Origin of the sequence: Micromonospora narathiwatensis (assembly GCF_900089605.1) — a bacterium.
GTDB classification, from domain to species: Bacteria; Actinomycetota; Actinomycetes; order Mycobacteriales; family Micromonosporaceae; genus Micromonospora; species Micromonospora narathiwatensis.
The window spans coordinates 3,104,168-3,124,835 of the sequence record NZ_LT594324.1 but is presented as its reverse complement, the minus strand read 5'-3'; the positions used below and the strand labels follow the sequence as shown (position 1 = coordinate 3,124,835).

Genomic DNA, 20,668 nt, shown 5'->3' with positions numbered 1-20,668 from the left:
GAGGGGTAACTGTGGGTTTCATCGGTTCGTTGCGTCGCAGCGTCCTGACGCCGGACATACGCGAGACGCAGGTGAGCGTGCGGGGCTTCCACACCAAGTCCCCGGAGGGGCGGCACCTCCTGGAGACGATCGGCCGGACCTTCCTGGAGGGGTACGGCGAGGCCGCCGAGGCGAGCCGGGTCGTCGACATCGAACCGGCGCTGGAGCGGGTGCCGACGCGCTTCCGTGGCTTCGCCTACGAGGGCGCGGCGATGGGGCTGGCCATCCGCGACGCCATGCCCTTCGGCGGCGACCGGGTGGCCCGGTTCCTCGACGGTCCCGGCAACCCACACATCTACATGGCCTACGTCGGGGTCGGCTGGGCGATGGCCCGGCTGCCCCGGTTCCGGTGGTCCCGGCTGCACGCCCCGGACCCGCTGCTGCGGTGGCTCGTGCTCGACGGGTACGGCTTCCACCAGGCGTACTTCCACACGCACAAGTACGTGATCGAGCAGTTCCGGCACGAGCGGTTCCCCTGGCCGGTCGACGACGACAGCGGCTACGCCCCCCGGGTCATCGACCAGGGGATCGGCCGCGCCCTGTGGTTCGTCGGCGGCGCCGACGTGCTCCAGGTCAGCCGCCTCATCGAGGCGTTCGCCGAGTCCCGCCGGGCCGACCTGTACAGCGGCGTCGGGCTCGCCGCCACCTACGCCGGCGGCGCCGACGAGACCGAGTTGCGTGAGCTGTGGCGCCGCGCGGGCGCCTACCGCGCCCATCTGGCGCAGGGTTCGGCGTTCGCCGCCGCGGCCCGGGTACGCGCCGGGCTCGTGGTGCCGCACGTGGCGGCGGCCACCCGCCTGTTCTGCGGCCGGTCGCCGGTCGACGCGGCGGCGATCACCGACCGGGTCCGGCCGGGACTGTCGCTTCCCGGCGAGCCGCCGACGTACGAGATCTGGCGGAACTGGATCCGGGACCACGTCGCCGTCGGCGGGCAGGACCGCGCCTCGGACAGCCGCTAGCACAGCGGTCGCAACCGCGACCAGATCGGAGATTCGCCCAACATGACGAGGATCGCCATCGTCGGCATGGCATGCAGATATCCGGACGCGGCGTCGCCCAGGGAACTGTGGGAGAACGCCGTCGCCGGCCGACGTGCCTTCCGCCGGCTGCCAGACGCCCGGATGCGGCTCGCCGACTACTGGTCGGCCGACCCCGCCGCGCCGGACCGCTTCTACGCCCGCAACGCCGCCGTGTTGCAGGACTGGGAGTTCGACCGGCTCGCCTTCAGGGTGGCCGGCAGCACGTACCGCTCCACCGACCTGACGCACTGGCTGGCCCTGGACGTCGCCGCCGCGGCCCTGGCCGACGCCGGGTTCCCGATGGGCGCGGGCCTGCCGGCCGAGCGGACCGGCGTGATCGTCGGCAACAGCCTCACCGGCGAGTTCTCCCGCGCCAACCAGCTCCGGCTGCGCTGGCCGTACGTCCGTCGCGTGCTCGCGTCCGCCCTGTCCGACCTGGACTGGGACGAGCGGCGGGTGCGGGAACTCCTCGACCGCGTGGAGGCCGACTACAAGCGGCCCTTCCCGCCGATCGACGAGGACACCCTCGCCGGAGCCCTGTCGAACACCATCGCCGGCCGCATCTGCAACCACTTCGACCTCAAGGGCGGCGGATACACCGTCGACGGCGCCTGCTCGTCGTCGCTGCTGTCCGTGACCACCGCCTGCCGGTCACTCGTCGACGGCGACGTCGACGTGGTCGTCGCCGGCGGGGTCGACCTCTCGATCGACCCCTTCGAGATCATCGGCTTCGCGAAGACGGGGGCGCTGGCCACCGGCGAGATGCGGGTGTACGACCGCGGTTCGAACGGGTTCTGGCCGGGCGAGGGCTGCGGCATGGTCGTGCTGATGCGCGAGCCGGACGCGCGGCGGGCCGGACACCGGATCTACGCCACCGTGGCCGGTTGGGGCGTCTCCTCGGACGGTCGGGGCGGCATCACCCGGCCGGAGGTCGGCGGCTACCGGCTGGCGTTGCAGCGGGCGTACGCGCGGGCCGGGTTCGGGCTGGAGACGGTCGCGCTGTTCGAGGGGCACGGCACCGGGACGAAGGTGGGCGACACCACGGAGCTGTCGGCGTTGTCCCAGGCCCGGCGGACGGCCGACGCCGCCGCGGCACCGGCCGTGATCAGTTCGATCAAGGCCATGATCGGGCACACCAAGGCGGCGGCGGGGATCGCCGGACTGATCAAGGCGGTCATGGCGGTGCACCACGAGGTGCTGCCCCCGGCGCTCGGCTGCCCCGAGCCGCACGAGCTGCTCACCGGCGCCGACCGTACCCTGCGGGTGCTCTCCGGCGCCGAACCGTGGCCGGCCGACGCCGCGCTGCGGGCCGGGGTCACCGCCATGGGCTTCGGTGGGATCAACACCCACGTCGTGGTGGAGAACCAGCGGAGCCGACGTCCGCGCCGGCTCGACGCGCGGACCGCGACGCTGGCCGCCGGGATGCAGGACGCCGAACTGCTCGTGCTGGACGGCATGTCCTGGACGGCGCTGCGGGAGCGGGCGGAACAGCTCGCCGCCTTCGCCGGCGCCGCCTCGTACGCCCAGCTCACCGACCTCGCCGTGGCACTGCGCGGCGAGCTGCGCGACCTGCCGTACCGGGCCGCCGCCGTGGTGCTGAACCCGGAGGACGCCGAACGCCAGCTCCGCCGGATCGTCGACGCCATCGACGCGGGCCAGGAGACCCTGGCCTCGGGCGAGGACCAGGTGTTCCTGGGCCGGGTCGCCGGCCGGGGCCGCATCGGCTACCTCTTCCCGGGGCAGGGATCCGGCCGCGGCGTCGGCGGTGGGGCGCTGCGACGCAGGTTCCCGGTCGTGGACTCCGTGTACCGGCTCGCGGCGCTGCCGGCCGCCGGCGACGCGGTCGCCACCGAGGTCGCGCAGCCCCGGATCGTCGCCGGGTCCGCCGCCGGCCTGTCCGCGCTGGCGCTGCTCGGCGTCGACGCCACCGTTGCCGTCGGGCACAGCCTCGGCGAGCTGACCGCCCTGCACTGGGCCGGCGTGATGGACGAGGCGACCCTGCTGCGGCTGGCCACGTCGCGGGGCGAGGCCATGGCACAGCACAGCGCCTCGGGAACCATGGCGGGAATCGGCGCCCCGCCGTCGACCGTCGGTCGGTACGTCGACGGGCTCCCGGTCGTCGTCAGCGGATACAACGGTCCCGGACAGACGGTGGTCTCCGGCGAGGTCGCCGCGGTGCACGAGGTGTGCCGGCGAGCCGCCGCCGACGGTGTCACCGCCGTCCCGCTGGCCGTCTCGCACGCGTTCCACTCACCGCTGGTGGCGCCGGCCGCCGACGCGTTCGCCGCCACGTTGGTGGGCGTCGACCTCGCCGCCGTCGGCCGCCGCGTCGTCTCCACGGTGACCGGCGAACCGCTGCCGGACGAGACCGACGTGCTCTCGCTGCTGCACCGGCAGATCACCGCACCGGTGCTGTTCACCCAGGCCGCCGCCGTCGCGGCCGAGGAGGTCGACCTGTTCGTGGAGGTCGGCCCCGGCCGGGTGCTGTCCCGTCTCGCCGCCGACGCGACCGACGTACCGGCCGTCTCGCTCGACACCGACGACGAGTCGATCGCGAGCCTGCTGCGCGTGGTCGCGATGGCGTACACCCGAGGGGCCGCCGAGATCCCCGAGGCGTTGTTCGAGGACCGCCTGGCCCGGCCGATCGACCTCGCCGCGCCGCCGGCGGTGCTGGCCAACCCCTGCGAGGCCGCACCCGTCGCCGACGTCGCCGGCGGGCAGGGCGCCGCCGTCGCCGTGGCGGACGGCCCGGCCTGGCCGGCGGACCCGGCACCGGCGGACACCGGCGGCGAACCCGGGGAGGAGGCCGTCGACCTGCTGCGACGCATGGCCGCCAGCCGCGCGGAGCTGCCGCTGGAGATGGTACGCCCGGACAGCCGCCTCCTGGACGAGCTGCACCTGAGCTCCATCACCGTCGGACAGATCGTCAACGAGGCGGCCGAGCGACTGGGCGTGTCGGCGGTGCGTACGCCGATGAACTTCGCGACCGCCTCGGTCCGGGAACTCGCCGGCACGCTGGAGGAACTGCGGGCCACCGGCGCGGCGGACGCCCCGGAGTCGGACCCGCCCGTCGTCGGCGCGGAGACCTGGGCCCGCGCCTGGACGGTCGACCTCGACCCGGCCCCGCCACCGGCCCCGGTCGAGCCGCTCGGTCCGGGCGGCTGGCGGCTGTACGCCCCGGCGGACCATCCGTTCGCGGCGACCCTGGCCCGCCGGCTGGCGGACGCCGACGTCGGGTCCGGGGTGCTGGTCTGCCTGCCGCCCGGCTGCGCGGAGTCCGACCTGGAACTCGCGCTGCACGGCGCCCAGGCGGCGCTGGCTGCCGGTGACCCGGTCGACCGGTTCGTGCTCGTGCAGCACGATCGTGGAGCCGCCGGCCTGGCGAAGACGCTACGGCTGGAGGCGCCGCGCCTGCGCGTCACGATCGTCCACGTCGCGTCGACAGCCGACGCGATCGAGCAGGTCGTCGGGGAGGTACGCGGCACCGGCCACTACGTCGAGGCGCACTACGACGGCGACGGCGTGCGGCGGCTGCCCACGCTGCGGGCCATGCCCGCGCGCCCCGAACACTCCCGGCAACCCCTGGACGGATCGGACGTGCTGCTGGTCACCGGCGGCGGCAAGGGAATCACGGCGGAGTGCGCGTTCACCGTGGCCGTGGACACCGGCGCCCGGCTCGCCCTCCTCGGCCGGTCCGACCCGGCGACGGACGCCGAGCTGGCGGCGAACCTGGAACGGATGGCGCACCACGGTGTCGTGGCGCACTACGTCCGCGCCGACGTCACCGACCCGGCACGGGTCCGTACGGCCGTTGAGGAGGTCGCCCGGGTGCTCGGCCCGGTGACCGCCGTCCTGCACGGGGCGGGCACCAACGAGCCGGCCGCCCTGGGCAACCTCGACGTCGAGGCGGTGCGGCGTGCCTTCGCCAGCAAGGTCGGCGGCCTGCGGGCCGTGCTGGACGCGGTCGGGCCGGGCGGCCTGAAGCTGCTGGTCACGCTCGGCAGCATCATCGGCCGTGCCGGGCTCCGGGGCGAGGCGCACTACGCGACCGCCAACGAATGGCTGGCCGACCTGACCCGGGCGGTCGGCGACGAGCACCCGGGCTGCCGCGCGGTCTGCCTCGAGTGGTCGGTGTGGTCCGGCGTGGGCATGGGCGAACGGCTGTCCGTCGTGGAGAGCCTGGCCCGGGAGGGCGTCACGCCGATCACCCCCGCCCAGGGGGTGGAACTGCTCAGGCGACTGCTCGGGGATCCGGCCGTGCCACCCGTGGTCGTGATCAGCGGACGCACCTCCGGCATCGACACGGTGCGCTACGAGCCGGTGGAGCTGCCGCTCCTGCGGTTCCTGGAACGGCCGCTCGTGCACTACCCCCGGGTCGAGCTGGTGACGGAGGTCGACCTGAGCGCGGGTGCCGACCACTATCTCCCCGACCACCATCTCGACGGCAACCTGCTCTTCCCCGCCGTGCTCGGGATGGAGGCGATGGCCCAGGTGGCGTCGGCGCTCACCGGCCGATCGTCCGCCCCGGCCATCGAGGAGGCGCGGTTCCTGCGGCCGATCGTCGTACCGCCCGACGGCACGACCCGCATCCGGATCGCCGCGGTGGCCACGGACACCCACACGGTGCGGGTGGCCATCCACAGCAGCGAGACCCGGTTCGCCGCCGAGCACTTCCGCGCCCGGCTGCGTTACGACGGGCAGCCCGTACCCGACGGTCCGCCGCTGCCGGTGCCGGCGGACCTGCCGGACGTGCCGCTGCGGCCGGCGGCGGACCTCTACGGCGATCTGCTGTTCCAGGGCCGGCGGTTCCAGCGCCTGCTGCGCTACCACCACGCCGCGGCCCGCGAGGTCGACGCCGACCTGGTGCTGGAGGAGCACGACTGGTTCGCGCCCTTCCACCCGGGCACGCTGGTGCTCGGCGACCCGGGGATCCGGGACGCGCTCATGCACGGCAACCAGGTCTGCGTCCCGAACGCGACCCTGCTGCCGGTGAGCGTCGAGCGGATCCGCACGTCGGGTGGCCCGGTCCGGCCGGGACGGTTCCGGTACTGCGCCGTAGAGCGGTCGCGGGACGGTGACAGCTACGTCTACGACGTGGTGCTGCGCTCCGGCGACGGGGACGTGGTCGAGCGCTGGGAGGGGCTGAACCTGCGGGCCGTGCGCCGCAACGACGGGCGGGGACCGTGGGTCGCGCCGCTGCTGGGGCCGTTCCTGCAACGCTCCGTCGAGGAGTTGACCGGGGCCGAGATCGCGGTCGGGGTCGAGCCGGACGGCGCCGACGACGCCGACGGCGACGTCCGGGCGGTACGCCGGTCCCGGTCGGCCCGGGCGCTGGCGCGCGCCACCGGCCGGACGCGGCCGGTGCGCTACCGGGCGGACGGCCGGCCGGAGATCGACGGCGGCCAGGAGGTGTCGTTCGCCCACGGGGCCGGGGTGACGGTGTGCGCCGTCGCGTCGGCGGCGACCGCCTGCGACGTCGAGACGGTCGTGCCCCGGTCACCGGCCGAGTGGCGCGGTCTGCTCGGCGCGTACGCGGAGTTGCTGCCCGTGCTCGCCGGCGGGGACGGGGGCGAGGACCGCGACACGGCGGGCACCCGCGTCTGGGTGGCCATGGAGTGCCTGCAGAAGGCGGGGGAGCCGCTGGCCGCCGGGGGCCTCACCGTACGACCGGTCGAGCGCCCCGGCTGGGTGCTCCTCACCGCCGGGCCGAACACCGTCGCGACCTTCGTCACGGCGCTGCGCGACCACCCGGAGCCGGTGGTGTTCGGCCTGCTGATCAGGGAGGACCGGTGATGTCCCGGTATTTCGAGTACCGGCACGTGGTCGGGTTCGAGGAGACCAACCTTGTCGGGAACGTCTACTACGTCAACTATCTGCGCTGGCAGGGCCGGTGCCGCGAGCTGTTCCTGAAGGAGCGGGCGCCGCGGGTGCTCGACGAGCTGCGCGCGGATCTCAAACTGTTCACGCTCCGGGTCGACTGTGAGTTCTTCGCCGAGTTGACCGCCTTCGACGAGTTGTCCGTGCGGATGCGGCTCGTCGACCTGGCGCAGACCCAGGTGGAGTTCGGCTTCGACTACGTGCGCCTCGACGGGCCGGGCGCCGAGACGCTCGTCGCCCGGGGCAGGCAGCGGGTGGCCTGCATGCGGGGGCCGAACACCCGGACCGCGCCCACCCGGGTACCGGACGCGCTGGCCCAGGCGTTGGCGCCGTTCGCGCGAACGGACGGGTCATGACCGCGGCGCACGGTGGTCGGCCCGATTCGCCGACGGGCCGGCATCCGGCCGAACGTCGTGTGCTGCGGCGGGCGTTCGGCACCTTCGCCACGGGCGTGACGGTGGTGACCGTCGGCGGCGAGCAGCCGCACGGGATGACGGCGAACTCGTTCACCTCCGTCTCGCTCGATCCGCCGCTCGTGCTCGTCTGCGTCGACAAGAGCACCGTCATGCACACCTGCCTCGACGCCGCCCCGGTCTTCGGCATCTCGGTGCTCGCCGCCGGCCACGCCGAGGTGGCCCGGTACTTCGCCGACTCCCGCCGGCCGGTGGGCCCCGGAGAGTTCACGGGCATCGCCGCGGTGCCCGGGGAGCGTACCGGCGCGCCGATGATCGCGGACGCGCTCGCGTGGTTCGAGTGCGAGCTGTGGCGGCGGTACGACGGCGGCGACCACACGATCGTCGTCGGCCGGCTGCTCTCCTACACGCAGCCTGCCACGGATCAGGCCCTGCTGTTCCACAACGGACGGCTGGGCACGACCGGCCCCGACCGGGAGGTGCCGACATGAGCCCGCTGGACCGACGACCCGCGGCACCGCCCGGACCGCCCCGGCACGCCGCGCTGCGGATGCTGGCGGTGATGGCGCGCGACCGGCTGGGCATGATCACGGACGCGGTCGACCGCTACGGCGACGCCGTCCGGCTGCCGGTGGGGCACAAGAGCCTCCACGTGTTCAACCATCCGGACCACGCCAAGCACGTGCTGGCCGACAACGCCGCCAACTACCGCAAGGGCATCGGCCTGGTGCACGCCCGCCGCGCCCTGGGCGACGGCCTGCTCACCAGCGAGGGTGAGCTGTGGCGCAAGCAGCGCAAGGTGATCCAGCCGGCGTTCCACCCGCGACGGCTGGCGCATCACGCCGGCCTCATCGCCGCCGAGGCCGAGCGGTTGATGGACCGGCTCCGCCGGCGGCGCGACGACGGCCCGGTCGACGTGGTCGCCGAGTTCACCGGCCTCACGCTGGGCGTACTGGGTCGGACCCTGCTCGACGCCGACCTGAGTGCCTTCGGGTCCATCGGCGCGGAGTTCGCGGCCGTGCAGGACCAGGCGATGTTCGAGCTCGCCACGCTCGGGATGGTGCCCACCTGGCTGCCGTTGCCGCGCCAGCTGCGGTTCCGCCGCGCCCGGCGGGAACTGCAGCGGGTGGTCGACCAGTTGGTGGCCGAACGTGAGGGGCAGGCCGCCGGGCAGGACGACGTGCTCTCCCGGCTCATCGTGTCCACCCGGGGCGAGTCGGATCCGCGGGTCGCGCGGGACCGGCTCCGCGACGAACTGGTCACGCTGCTGCTGGCCGGTCACGAGACCACCGCCAGCACCCTCGGCTGGACCCTGTACCTCATCGACGGGGAGCCCGAGGTCCGGCGGCGGCTACGGGAGGAGGCGGACCAGGTCCTCGGTGGACGGCTGCCCACCTACGAGGACCTGCACCACCTGCGCTACGCGACCATGGTGGTGGAGGAGGCGATGCGGCTCTACCCGCCGGTGTGGCTGCTGCCACGGATCGCCCACGAGGCGGACCTGGTCGGCGGCTACCACGTGCCGGCCGGCGCCGACGTCGTCATCCTGCCGTACACCCTGCACCGTCACCGGGAGTTCTGGGTGCGGCCGGAGCGGTTCGACCCGGACCGGTTCGATCCGGCCCGGGCCCGGGACCGGCCGAGGTACGCCTACATTCCCTTCGGCGCGGGTCCGCGGGTCTGCGTCGGCAGCAACCTTGGTCTGATGGAGGCCGTGTTCGTGCTGGCCATGATCGCACGGGAGTTCCGGCTCTCGACCCCGCGCAGGCACCGGGTCGTGCCGGAACCGATGCTGTCGCTGAGGATCCGGGGCGGGTTGCCGATGCTGGTGAGGACGGTGGATCCGGCGGCCGGATGACGCTCCCGCTCCGGCGAGCGCCGGGCAGCCTTCAGCGCGACCTCGGGCAGGTCGAGCAGCGACAGCAGGGCGGGCGGGTCGACGTCCCGGCGCGGGCGGACGATCACCTCCGCGCCCTGGAGGTTGCCGCCCTCGGCGATCTGGAGCGGCCCGTACCGAGCCACCGCGGTGACCTGCTCGATCTGGTCCGGATCGTCGGTCGGGTATCGCCACTCGCCGAGGGAGTGCGCGATGAGGTACCAGGATCCGGGACTGACCCCGGAGAGCCGGTACGGGCCGGGGCGGTCTATGACGGCCCAGCTCGCCGGCGCCCCCTCGGCGATGGCGTCGGGGAACAACCCGATGAAGATGGGCGCCGCGAATCGCGGGCAGAACGGGCGTACCTCGCCGCTGATGACGGCGCTTCCCTGCGGGGGGCGGATCTGTTGTATCGGCGGCGGTTCCAGACGCCGGTGCCGGTACGCGGCGGGCGAGACGCCGACGCTGCGGTGAAATCGGGAGCTGAAGGTGCCGAGGCTGGTGTAGCCGACGGAGGTGCTGATGGCCGCCACGGTCAGGGACGTGGTGGTGAGCAGGCGTTTGGCCTCCTGGATCCGGACGGCGGCCAGGAAACGACCGGGCGATATTCCGGTGATCGTTCTGAAGAGACGCGAGAAATGGAATCTGCTGAACATTGCGACGCTTGCCAGTTCGTCGATTGTCAGGGGTTCTCCGAGTCTTTCCCGCATCGCCCACAACGCTCGCCGCACGGCGATTTCTCCCATCAACAACATCGCGCCGCTCCCGGATGCCGGAAGTGGGCCCAGCGAGCGCGAGGGCATGCTTCGTCAAAGGTGCCTATATATAAAAAGCAAATATGCTGGCTCAAGGTTTCCTCATTGATCACGATCTTGCGGTGGCTAGATGCTAGCGCCCGCAATTGGCCTGGGCAACTCCCCGTCGTTCCGCGGCCGCCCGGAGTGCCGGCGAATATGTGACGGCCTGTAAGGGATAGTTGCGCTATCAGCCCGATTCGGTGAGGTGCCCGCAAAACCGTCGCAAGTGACCGGTCCTAATGGTCTGTGCTGCGGCGACGCGTTCCGTCCGCCGGATGGGCCGCGGAAGCCCGGCACCGTGCGTGAGGGCGCCGGCTCGTCGTGGAGGGAGACTTCTTGGTCGAGGGGGGTGAGCCCTGCCGTACGACACAACCGGGCAACAGTGTCCTATCGCCGAATGCCGGCCAAACTCGTGAACCAGACGTACGGTGGGATCCGATTGAAGATCGTGGAGCTGAGTCGCCGTGCCGAACTTCCGGTGCCGACCATCAAATTCTACCTGAGGGAGGGGCTTCTTCCGCCCGGTCGGACCGCGCCCGGCGGGCGGCATCTGAACTACGACGAGCGGCATCTGTCCCGGCTGATGCTGATACGCACACTGACCGCGGTGGGCAGGTTGAGTCTCGCCTCGGTCCGCGAGGTCCTGCACGCGGTCGACAGCCGGGGCCTGCAGATCGCCGGCCTCTGCGCGGTGATCAACGACGCTCTCTTCGCCGAGGACCCGAGTCTGCTGGCAATGCCGGAGCGGCAGGGGGCGGCCGCCCGGATCGATTCCTTCATCGACGTGTTGGGCTGGCGGGTCGCCGGCGACTCACCCGGCCGACACACGCTGGCGCGGGTGCTCACCGCCCTGGAGCGGCTGACCGGTGACACCGACGTGAGCGTCTTCGCGCCGTACGCCGAGGCGGCGATGTGTCTGACCACCCTGGAGGCCGCGTCGCTGCCGTCGAGCGTGGAGTCCGACAACGATCGGGCGACCCTGATCGCGCGGGTCGTGCTGCTGGAGGCGGCGATGGCCGCGTTGCGGCGGCTGGCCCGCGAGCACCTCATCCGGGCGGCTGACCGGGTCGGCGCCGAGCCGACGTGATGTCCGGCGCTGTCGGACGCAAAACGAAAGTGCGAAATGCGCCACCGCGTCCGACAGCGCCGTCACCAATCAGGATCAGATCCGCCGGGCCCGCAACATGCAAGAAGAACTGATTCGGGTCGTCAGCCATGATGATGGTGGTTCGGGACCACTCCGATGGTGCGGTCATCGTTCCCAGGGCACGTCACGTGTCCCTCCGGAGCCGATGAAACACCGGTGAGTCCTACCGGTGATCCTTGGCTGCCGTAAAAAACGGCGACGACTCCGATCGCGCCTCCCGGGCGCTGTATCCGGCCGTCCCCGAAATGCGGCAGAACTGACCGACCGTCCCGAGCAGTCGCATTTCTGGTGCAGCGCGAGGGCGCTGCCGATTCCGAGGGGGAGCCGTTGGCCTCGCAACCGGTCGGCATTCTACGCCGCCTGATACCCATGCTCGTGGTAGCCATCCTATTGGCTTCCACCTATCTGCTCGCACGGCTGCCGTCAGCGTCCCCGACCGACCGATCCAGACTGGCCGCTCAGTTCTCGTTCACGGAGCTGCCGATCGTCCTGCCGCCGGGCCTGCCCCAGCGCACCGTCCGCACGGTCAACCCCGAGTACGACCACATCCGCTCCTGGGTGTCCTCCGTCGGCGCGGCGATCGCCGTCAACGACCTCGACGCCAGCGGTGTCGCCAACGACATCTGTCTGGTCGACACGCGCAGCGACAGTGTGATCGTCACGCCGGCGCCGGGCAGCGGAAACGTGTACCAGCCGTTCGTCCTCGAACCGGCGCCGCTGCCGGTGCACGGGGCGATGGCCCCGATGGGGTGCGTCCCCGGCGACTTCAACGAAGACGGCTGGATGGACCTGCTCGTCTACTACTGGGGCCGTACGCCGGTGCTGTTCATGAACCGGGGCACGGGCGCGCCCCTGAGCCCGGAGAGTTTCCGGCCGACCGAGCTCGTCCCGAACCTCAACGGCGGCGACGGCGTTTATCACGGGCCGCTGTGGAACACCAACGCCGTCGCGGTGGCGGACTTCGACGGCGACGGGCACGTGGACATCGGTGTCTTCAACTACTTCCCCGACTCGGCCGTGCTGGACCCGGACGGGCTGGCCGGGGTGCAGATGAACCATTCGATGTCGCACGCCCGCAACGCCGGCGGGGCGCACATCCTGCGCTGGACCGCCGCCCAGAGCGGCAAGCAACCGTCGGTCACCTACACCGAGCAGAAGGCGCTGGACCCGGCCGTGGCGACCGGCTGGACCCTGGGCGCGGCGTCGGCCGACCTCGACGGCGACCTGCTGCCGGAGCTGTACCTCGCCAACGACTTCGGCAACGACCGTTTCTTCCACAACCGGTCCGTGCCCGGCCAGATCCGCTTCGAGCTGGTCGAGGGCAAGCGCGACGCGTTCACGCCGAAGTCGCTGGTCCTGGGCCACGACTCGTTCAAGGGCATGTCCGTCGAATTCGGTGACCTGCACGGCAGCGGACGCTTCGACGCGTTCGTCAGCAACATCACCACCTCGTGGGGGCTTGAGGAGAGCACGTTCGTCTGGCGCAACACCGCGTCGAGCCCACAGGCGGCGGGGCAGATGCTGCGCGACGGCCGGGCGCCGTACGAGAACGAGGCCGCCGAACGCAACCTCGCCTGGTCGGGCTGGGGTTGGGACGCGAAGATGGCGGACTTCGACAACAACGGCGAAGTCGAGGTGATCCAGGCCAACGGCTTCATCAAGGGCAGCCTCAACAGGTGGGCCTGGCTTCAGGAACTGGCGATGGCCAACGACCTCATGCTGCGCAACCCCGGCATGTGGCCGAACGCGAAGCCGGGTGACGACATCGCCGGATCCCAACCGATCTCGTTCTGGACGCCGGAGGGCAACGGTCGCTACGTCAACCTCGCCACGGAGCTGGGCATGGGCGATGACACGCCGAGCCGGGGCGTCGCGATCGCGGACGTCGACGGCAACGGCACCCAGGACTTCGCCGTCGCACGGCAGTGGGGTCAACCCAGCTTCTACCGCAACACCATCGCCCACCCGGGTGACTTCGTCGGTCTGCGCCTCTACCGGCCGGCCGCGTCGCCGGAGGCGATCGGGACGCCGGCCTACGGAGCCCAGGTCCGCGTCCGGACCCCGGACGGTCGTACCCGGCTGGCCCAGCTCGACGGCGGCGGCGGCCACTCCGGCAAGCGCAGCTTCGACGTGTTCTTCGGCCTCGGTGAGATCGGCGACCAGCCGGTCTCCGTCGAGGTGACCTGGCGTGACCTCGACGGCGTGGTCCACACCGAGACCCGGGAGATGACCCGCGGCTGGCACAGCCTGATGCTCACCGATCAGGCACGGGAGGTGAGGGTGCGATGAGCAGCACGCAGTCCATCGACAGGTCGGTCCACAGGGCGGGTCCCGAGCGGGCCGGCGGGGACCCGCCCGTACGGAAGCCGGTGGCGCCCGCGGCGCCGAAGGACCCGCGCTACATCGCGCTGCGAAACTTCGCGTTGTCGATGACGATCTTCAACATCCTCGGCTACACCGTGCTCGGATTCGAGCAGCCGTGGGCCTGGCCCATCCTCGCGCTGCTGATCGGCTACGCGGCGGAGATCCTGATCGAGGTGATCACCGCCGCCGCGTACCGGCGCCCGCCGGAGTTCTCCGGCCGCGGATGGCGGGGAATGTACGAGTTCCTGCTACCGACGCACATCACCGCCCTCGCGGCGAACATGTTGCTCTACGCCAATGACCGGTTCTGGCCGATCGCGTTCGCGGTCCTGGTCGCCATCGGCCAGAAGGCCATCCTCCGGGCACCCATCAACGGGCGGATGCGGCACTTCATGAACCCGTCCAACCTGGGCATCTCGGCAGCCCTGCTGCTGTTCCCGTGGGTGAACGTCGCGCCGCCGTATCACTTCACGGAGCACGTCCCGGAGGCGATCAGCATCGTCATTCCGCTGGTCATCATCACCTCCGGGACCGTCCTCAACGCGATGCTCACCAAGAAGGTGCCGCTCATCCTCGGCTGGGTCGGCGGTTTCGTGATCCAGGCGTTGGTCCGGCACTGGACGCTCGACGTGGCGCTGTGGGGCGCCCTGGTGCCGATGACCGGGGTGGCCTTCGTCCTGTTCACCAACTACATGATCACCGATCCGGGTACCACGCCGACCAAGGGTTGGAACCAGTTCGCCTTCGGTTCCGGTGTCGCCGCGGTCTACGGCGTCCTGCTCGCGCTCAACGTCGTCTACACGACCTTCTTCGCGGTCACCATCGTGTGTCTCGCCCGTGGTCTCATGTGGTGGTTCATCTGGCTCCGCCGACCCGCGCGGACGGGTGGCCGGCTCGCCGGCCCGGTGCCGGCGACCGATCCGGCAAGGGCATGACCTGGCGCCGGCCGGGACGGCGAGCCCGTCCCGGCCGGCGCGACCGGAGCACCGGAGCACCGGAGCACTAGACCGGAGCACCCACGGCACTGCTTATGGCGATCGGCGTCGACGTGTTGTCTAATGAGACGTTCGCCCTCCGGTCGCTGGCTGCCGTCAAGCGGTGACCGACCGTCGATGACGTGCGGACGTCGGACACGGCAATCCCGTATGCCGCAGCAGCACGTTCTGTTACGTCGGAGGGGTGTCCACCCGCTTCCGCCACGCGAATGCCTTAACGCAGCGTTCACGTGCGGCGGCGACGCCCCGGGACCAATTAGGGGATCCCCGCTCGCGCGCATGACTCGTTGTCACGGTGATGGGCGTGCCTTTCCGGCGCCGTGGGCGGCCAGGCGTGATATTCGACACCGCGCGCTTCTTCGAGCGTGCGGGATTGACCGCACTTTTCAAGATGCTCGACTCTTCTCCGTAACGCGAGGATTACCGCACTCGCAAGTGCGAAGACATTCGGAGTCCAAGGGGGAGCGGAAGATGGGCCGCCAATACTTGTGTCCGTCATCTGGCGTCAGTCATCCGGCGCCGAACCGCCGTACGCGGGGCGGTGGCCGGTTCGGCAGCGGCAGCTCCTGATGCGGATTCGTACGGGGTAGGTGTCGACCCGAACCGAACGGGTTCAGGTCCCGCGTACACCGCAGATCATCTCAGGAATTGTTACCGGCGTGGAGTCTGTTCGAGCGCGGCCGGTGAATTCCCGACAATTCCACGGGCCGGAGTCCTGTGTATTCCTCGCCGTGGCAGATGTCGGTAATTCGGCGCGTCGTCGGCTGGGGAGGGCATAATGAGCAGCCATTTCGTTGATGCTGTCGAACGATCCATAATGCTGATGCGGGACAACCTCGGTGAGCAGTTGACCGTGGACGACATGGCGCGTGCCGCCATGTTCAGCAAGTTCCACTACACGCGGGTCTTCCAGCGGGTTACCGGCGTTTCGCCAGGTCGATTCCTGTCGGCCCTGCGCCTGCAGCGCGCGAAGTCGCTCCTGCTGTCGACGTCGATGAACGTCGCCGACATCAGCGTGCATGTCGGGTACAACAGCGTCGGCACCTTCAGTTCCCGCTTCACCCGCAGCGTGGGCCTGCCGCCCACCGAGTACCGCCGGCGCGGTGGCGTCCTGCGCTCCATCGCCGCGGCGGAGCCGGACGACGCCGCCGCCGGCGCCGGCGGGGTCGTCTCGGGTGTCGTCTCCGCCTGCTCGTCGGCGGCGATCGAGGTGGTGTTCATGGGTCTGTTCAAGAGCCGGATACCCGAAGGCCGCCCGGTCAGCTGCGCCACTCTCGCGGGCCCCGGCCGCTTCGTGCTCGACAAGGTGCCGGAGGGCACCTGGTACCTGCTCTGCCACGGCCTCGGCCCCGGTCTCGGCGGCGACGGCGGGACCAGGCGGGAGACGGCCGCGCTGTTCGGCTGCCACGGTCCGTTCCACATCGGTGCCGAGCAGACCCTGGACGTCGTCGTGCGGCTCGGGCCCGCCCGGCTCTGCGACCCGCCGATGCTCCTGGCGCTGCCGGACGTACGCACCGTCGCCACCGTGCGCCGATCCCGCTGGGGTGGCGGTGTCGGTGTCGGTCGCGCCGCGTGAGCGTCGTGGCGCCGCAACATCCGTGACGGATGTTCATGAATGTGGCTCACCGTCGACGGCACCGCGACGGCCCGCGACGGAGAGTGCCGCTGTCTCGGCTCATCCGAGCCGGATCTCTCAAGGAGGCATGTGTTGAGCAATGACCTACCCGGACGCGCCGAGCTGGTGCGCCGAGCGTCCGAACTCGTCCCGACGCTGCGGAAGTTCGCGACGTGGAACGAGGAGAACCGGCGGGTCCACGACGACGCCGTCGCCGCGCTGGCCGAGGCGGGCATCTTCCGGCTGCGGACGCCGCAGCGGTACGGCGGCTACGAGTGCGACACCCGTACCCTCGTCGACGTCGCCGCGGAGCTGGCCCGTGGCGACGGATCGACCGCGTGGACGGCCTCGGTCTACTGGATCCCCACCTGGATGGCGTCCCACTTCCCGGACCACGTCCAGGACACGGTGTTCGCCAGCCCCGACTCGCTCATCTGCGGGACGCTGAGCCCCAGCGCCATGGCCGCGCCCGCCGAGGGCGGCATCGTGGTGAACGGCAAGTGGGGCTTCATCACCGGCGCGCTGCACAGCAAGTGGCAGGCCGTCATCGCCGTCCTGATCGCGCCGGAGGCCGAGCCGATGCCGGTCCTCGCCCTGGTGCCCACCAGTGACCTGCACATCGTCGACGACTGGCACACCGCCGGCCTGAAGGGCACCGGCAGCGTCAGCACCGTCGCCCAGGACCTCTTCGTGCCCCAGGACCGGTTCCTGCCGCTGGGCGCGGTCCTGCAGGGGCAGGGCGTCTCGCACGCCAACCAGTCCAGCGGGATCTACCAGGCTCCGCTGCTCCCGGTCGCCTCCGCCTCGTCCGTCGGCGTCGCGCTCGGTCTCGCCAGGGCGGCCCTGGACGCCTTCACCCAGCGGCTCGCCGACCGCAAGATCACGTACACGAACTACACCAGCCAGCGCGAGGCGCCGATCACGCACCTCCAGCTGGCCGACGCGGCCATGCGGGTCGACGAGGCCCAGTTCCACGCCCACCGGTTGGCCGCGCTCGTCGACCGCAAGGCGGCCGAGCAGGCCCCGTGGACGATCCACGAGCGGGTGCTCGCGCGCGCCGACATGGGCGCGGCGGTCCAGCGGGCCCGGGAGGCCGTCGAGACGCTGGCCAACGCCAGCGGCGGGTCGTCCATCTACCTCGACGTCCCCATCCAGCGCATCCAGCGGGACATCCAGGCGCTGAGCCTGCACGCGCTCATGCACCCGAACACGAACACCGAGCTGTACGGCCGTCTGCTCAGCGGACTCGAGCCGAACACCCTCTACGTCTGACCGGCACCCGGTCCCAACCCAGGAGGAGCACCACAGTGACCAGCGCAAGTTTCCGTCCCAGCCCGATCGACCAGGCCGGCGTGGCCGCCCTTCCCGGCCGGATCGTGTCGGCCTGGGCCCAGGGCGACGCCGACGCCTTCGGCGCGGTCTTCGTCGACGACGGCACCATGATCCTGCCGGACCTGTACCTCAAGGGTCGTGACGCCATCGTCGCCTTCATGCGGGACGCCTTCGCCGGCCCCTACCAGGGCACCAACGTCACGGGGCAGCCCATCGACGTCCGCTTCCTCAGCGCGGACGTCGCCCTCGTGCTCACCGAGGGCGGGGTGCTCCTGCCCGGCGAGACCGCCGTCGCCCAGGAGCGGGCGATCCGCGCCTCCTGGCTGATGGTCAAGCGCGACGGCGCCTGGCACCTCGCGGCGTACCAGAACAGCCCCGCCGGGAACGCCTGACCGCTTCCCACCACGGCCACCGCGCGTCGTCCGGCCAGTCCGGAGGTACGCGCGGTGGCCGTCTGCCGTTCGGCGGCCGGCCGCCGACCCGCGCCCGCGACCGCCTGCCCACGAGAAAAGGGGGCGGCTGCCGCCCGCCCCCTTCGTGCACCTGCCGACACCAGTCATCTACTGCCGACAGGGCCTGATCTCATTGCATCCGATCGATGTCATTGATTCATCTTCCGCGATGCTCTCCACGGTCGGCCGGGATCGTGCGTGCCGGCGCCCCGACAAGGCCCCCCGCCCCGCACGGGGAGAGGTGCCCACACCGGCACGCGGTGGCAGGGTCGCCTCAGACGCACCGGCGGAGCGCCACGGGCGTGCCCTGGCCCCACCCCTGCCGTGAGGAACCTCGGAGGAGAAACGATGCCCACCACGTCCCGCAGAGGCGGAGCACCGGTCCGGGGCGGTACGTGTGCGGCCCCGGCCACCGGCCCGGGGCGCCACACGCGGGTCGCCCCCGTACGCCCGACCGGGTGGGCCGGAGGCCGGGAGGCCCGGCGGTGACCGGGCGGCGGTACGAAATCGAACGCGTACGGGCGGACTTTCCCATGCTGCGCCGCCGGCTCGCCGGACGCCGCCTCGCGTACCTCGACTCGGCGAGCAGCTCCCAGGTTCCCGAGCAGGTCCTCGACGCGATGCGGCGCCACCACGGTGAACACCACGCCAACGTCGGGCGCGGCTCACACACCCTCGCCGTGGAGGCCGGCGTCGCCTACGAGGCCGCCCGGGCGTCGGTGGCCGCGTTCGTCGGCGCCCGCCCCGGGGAGATCGTCTTCACCGGGAACGCCACCGAGGCCGTCAACCTCGTCGCGCACGCCTTCGTCGGGCGCGACTCCCGCCAGGTCGGGGATCCCCGGCTGCGGCTGGGCCCCGGGGACGAGATCGTCGTCACCGAGATGGAGCACCATTCGAACCTCGTGCCATGGCAGTTGCTGTGCCGGCGTACCGGGGCCACGCTGCGGTCGGTCCCGTTGACCGCGGACGGGCGGCTGGACCTGACCGACCTCGACACCATCGTCAACGAGCGGACGCGGCTGGTCGCCTGGGTGCACGTGTCGAACATCCTCGGCACCGCCAACCCGGTCGACGTGCTCGTCGCGCGGGCTCGTGAGGTGGGCGCGTTGACGCTGCTCGACGGCTCCCAGTCCGTTCCGCACCGGCCCGTCGACGTACGGGCGCTCGGCGTGGACTTCCTCGCCTTCACCGGCCACAAGATGTGCGGACCGACGGGGATCGGGGCGCTGTGGGGGCGTGCGGAACTCCTCGACGCCCTGCCGCCCATGCTCGCCGGCGGCGGCATGGTGGCGGCCGTGGAGCTGACGGAGGCGACCTTCCGGCCACCGCCGGCCCGGTTCGAGGCCGGCACGCCGCCGATCGTGCAGGCGGTGGGCCTCGGCGCGGCCGTCGACTACCTCGGCGCCGTCGGCATGGCCGAGGTACGACGCCACGAGTCGGAGCTGACCGGCTACGCGCTGGACGTCCTCGGCGACGTACCGGGTGTGCGGATCCTCGGACCGACCGGTACGGCCGACCGCGGCGGGGTCATCTCCTTCGTGCTCGACGGCTTCGAACCCGACGAGGTGGGACGGCATCTCGACGCCCACGGGGTCCAGGTACGGGTCGGCCGCCACTGCGCCGCGCTCGTCTGCCGTCGGTACGGGGTGCCCGGCACCGTCCGGGCGTCCCTGCACCTATACACCGACCGCGACGACATCGACGCGCTGGCCGGCGCCGTGCGGAGCATGGGCCGGCGGACGCGCTGACGGCCGCCACCAACCTGCCGGGCACAGCGAGAGGTGCACCGGCCAGGGGCCGACAGAAGGATTGATCCAGGACGCGGACCGGGGCCACGGCGCCCGGCGGCAGAAGGCTGGATGCGATGGGTGAGATGCGCCGGATACCGGGTGGAATGTTCCGGCAGGGAACCGCGCCGTGGGTGCTCGACTGGCTCGATGCCGCCGACCAGCCGCTGCCCCGCCTGTGGTTCGCCGACGAGACCCCTCAGGTGACCACCGTCGTGGCGCCGTTCCGGATCGACCGGTTCCCGGTCACCGTCGGCGAGTACGCCCGGTTCGTACGGGACACCGGCTACCGCACGGACGCGGAGCGGCGCGGCTTCGGTCTGGTCTACACCGAACAGGGCTGGGCGGAGCGCGCCGGCGTCACCTGGCGCGCGCCCGGCGGCCCGGGAACCGAGAGCCGTGACTTCGACGACCACCCCGTCGTCCACGTCTCCTGGAACGACGCCAACGAGTTCGCCGCGTGGTGCGGCAGGCGGCTGCCCACCGAGGCGGAGTGGGAGTTCGCCGCCCGCGGCCCCGACTTCCGCGTCTGGCCGTGGGGCGACGAGTGGGACGTCGAGGCGGCCAACACCGCCGAGCTGCACGCCGGTCCGCTGACCTCGCTGCCGGCCTGGCAGCAGTGGTGGCGGGCCGAGTGCGGACGGCACGGCCCGGTGCCCCGGACGTCGCCGGTCGGCTCCTTCTCCGAACGGGGCGACAGCCCCTTCGGCTGCGCCGACATGGCCGGGAACGTCTACGAGTGGACCGCCACCGTGTCCCGCCTCTACGACGACACCGTCCGATGTGACCCCACCGTACGGATGGCGATGGGTCGCTACCGCGTCATCCGGGGCGGCTCGTGGATGAACTTCCGTTACCAGGTCCGTTGCAGCGAGCGGATGCACGGCGATCCCCAGGGGTGGTCCAGCTTCGCCCACGGATTCCGCTGCGCGGCCGACGCCTAGCACCGAGGAGA

General features: G+C 71.7%; 13 protein-coding genes and 1 pseudogene. 13 read left to right on the top strand and 1 reads right to left on the bottom strand.

Annotated features, from left to right (window positions below; genetic code table 11):
• Window positions 1-11 precede the first annotated feature (11 nt).
• The 5 genes from GA0070621_RS13395 to GA0070621_RS13375 are packed head-to-tail and all read left to right on the top strand — an operon-like array spanning window position 12 to window position 9,206.
• The gene (locus GA0070621_RS13395) at window positions 12-998 is read left to right on the top strand and encodes a DUF1702 family protein (RefSeq protein ID WP_407940337.1); all 987 of its coding nucleotides are present in this window, start codon (window positions 12-14) and stop codon (window positions 996-998) included.
• Window positions 999-1,040: 42 nt separating this feature from the next.
• Window positions 1,041-6,851, top strand: coding sequence for a polyketide synthase family protein (locus GA0070621_RS13390; RefSeq protein ID WP_091195292.1), 5,811 nt, complete (start codon window positions 1,041-1,043; stop codon window positions 6,849-6,851).
• Window positions 6,851-7,291 carry an acyl-CoA thioesterase gene (locus GA0070621_RS13385; protein ID WP_091195290.1) on the top strand — a complete coding sequence of 147 codons (441 nt, stop codon included), beginning with the start codon at window positions 6,851-6,853 and terminating at the stop codon, window positions 7,289-7,291. The genes GA0070621_RS13390 and GA0070621_RS13385 overlap by 1 nt, the downstream gene beginning before the upstream one ends.
• Window positions 7,288-7,839 (top strand): flavin reductase family protein, encoded by a 552-nt coding sequence (locus tag GA0070621_RS13380; protein ID WP_091195287.1) that lies wholly within the window; start codon window positions 7,288-7,290, stop codon window positions 7,837-7,839. Before GA0070621_RS13385 ends, GA0070621_RS13380 begins: the two co-directional genes overlap by 4 nt.
• Window positions 7,836-9,206, top strand: a complete 1,371-nt coding sequence (locus GA0070621_RS13375) for a cytochrome P450 (protein WP_091195284.1) — start codon at window positions 7,836-7,838, stop codon at window positions 9,204-9,206. Before GA0070621_RS13380 ends, GA0070621_RS13375 begins: the two co-directional genes overlap by 4 nt.
• Before the next feature lie 503 nt (window positions 9,207-9,709).
• On the opposite strand, the pseudogene GA0070621_RS31345 reads toward GA0070621_RS13375, so the two are convergent.
• Window positions 9,710-9,880 (bottom strand): annotated as a pseudogene (locus GA0070621_RS31345) (helix-turn-helix domain-containing protein); the annotation flags it as partial.
• Window positions 9,881-10,418: 538 nt separating this feature from the next.
• Between GA0070621_RS31345 and GA0070621_RS13365 the strand changes: the two are divergent.
• The 8 genes from GA0070621_RS13365 (at window position 10,419) to GA0070621_RS13330 (ending at window position 20,657) form a co-directional block, all read left to right on the top strand.
• On the top strand, window positions 10,419-11,108 hold the full coding sequence (locus GA0070621_RS13365; protein ID WP_091195282.1) for a MerR family transcriptional regulator: 690 nt from the start codon (window positions 10,419-10,421) through the stop codon (window positions 11,106-11,108).
• 429 nt (window positions 11,109-11,537) lie between these two features.
• Window positions 11,538-13,457 carry a CRTAC1 family protein gene (locus tag GA0070621_RS13360; protein WP_091195279.1) on the top strand — a complete coding sequence of 640 codons (1,920 nt, stop codon included), beginning with the start codon at window positions 11,538-11,540 and terminating at the stop codon, window positions 13,455-13,457.
• Window positions 13,454-14,467, top strand: coding sequence for an enediyne biosynthesis protein (locus GA0070621_RS13355; protein WP_167666869.1), 1,014 nt, complete (start codon window positions 13,454-13,456; stop codon window positions 14,465-14,467). Before GA0070621_RS13360 ends, GA0070621_RS13355 begins: the two co-directional genes overlap by 4 nt.
• An 838-nt stretch (window positions 14,468-15,305) precedes the next feature.
• Entirely contained in the window at window positions 15,306-16,103 is a 798-nt protein-coding gene (locus GA0070621_RS13350; protein WP_091195276.1) for a helix-turn-helix domain-containing protein, read from the top strand.
• Between the two features lie 129 nt (window positions 16,104-16,232).
• On the top strand, window positions 16,233-17,414 hold the full coding sequence (locus tag GA0070621_RS13345; RefSeq protein ID WP_407940336.1) for an acyl-CoA dehydrogenase family protein: 1,182 nt from the start codon (window positions 16,233-16,235) through the stop codon (window positions 17,412-17,414).
• Between the two features lie 35 nt (window positions 17,415-17,449).
• The gene (locus GA0070621_RS13340) at window positions 17,450-17,866 is read left to right on the top strand and encodes an SgcJ/EcaC family oxidoreductase (RefSeq protein WP_091195271.1); all 417 of its coding nucleotides are present in this window, start codon (window positions 17,450-17,452) and stop codon (window positions 17,864-17,866) included.
• A gap of 593 nt (window positions 17,867-18,459) precedes the next feature.
• Complete coding sequence (locus tag GA0070621_RS13335) at window positions 18,460-19,674, top strand: aminotransferase class V-fold PLP-dependent enzyme (protein ID WP_231921050.1); 1,215 nt, start codon at window positions 18,460-18,462, stop codon at window positions 19,672-19,674.
• Window positions 19,675-19,790: 116 nt separating this feature from the next.
• Window positions 19,791-20,657 (top strand): formylglycine-generating enzyme family protein, encoded by an 867-nt coding sequence (locus GA0070621_RS13330; protein ID WP_091195263.1) that lies wholly within the window; start codon window positions 19,791-19,793, stop codon window positions 20,655-20,657.
• The last annotated feature ends 11 nt before the right edge of the window (window positions 20,658-20,668 follow it).

Coding starts and splice junctions, on each gene's coding strand:
- GA0070621_RS13335 (WP_231921050.1), top strand. CDS start 18,460: ATGCTGCGCCGCCGGCTCGCCGGACGCCGCCTCGCGTACCTCGACTCG.
- GA0070621_RS13360 (WP_091195279.1), top strand. CDS start 11,538: ATGCTCGTGGTAGCCATCCTATTGGCTTCCACCTATCTGCTCGCACGG.
- GA0070621_RS13380 (WP_091195287.1), top strand. CDS start 7,288: ATGACCGCGGCGCACGGTGGTCGGCCCGATTCGCCGACGGGCCGGCAT.
- GA0070621_RS13375 (WP_091195284.1), top strand. CDS start 7,836: ATGAGCCCGCTGGACCGACGACCCGCGGCACCGCCCGGACCGCCCCGG.
- GA0070621_RS13390 (WP_091195292.1), top strand. CDS start 1,041: ATGACGAGGATCGCCATCGTCGGCATGGCATGCAGATATCCGGACGCG.
- GA0070621_RS13330 (WP_091195263.1), top strand. CDS start 19,791: ATGGGTGAGATGCGCCGGATACCGGGTGGAATGTTCCGGCAGGGAACC.
- GA0070621_RS13355 (WP_167666869.1), top strand. CDS start 13,454: ATGAGCAGCACGCAGTCCATCGACAGGTCGGTCCACAGGGCGGGTCCC.
- GA0070621_RS13385 (WP_091195290.1), top strand. CDS start 6,851: ATGTCCCGGTATTTCGAGTACCGGCACGTGGTCGGGTTCGAGGAGACC.
- GA0070621_RS13350 (WP_091195276.1), top strand. CDS start 15,306: ATGAGCAGCCATTTCGTTGATGCTGTCGAACGATCCATAATGCTGATG.
- GA0070621_RS13365 (WP_091195282.1), top strand. CDS start 10,419: ATGCCGGCCAAACTCGTGAACCAGACGTACGGTGGGATCCGATTGAAG.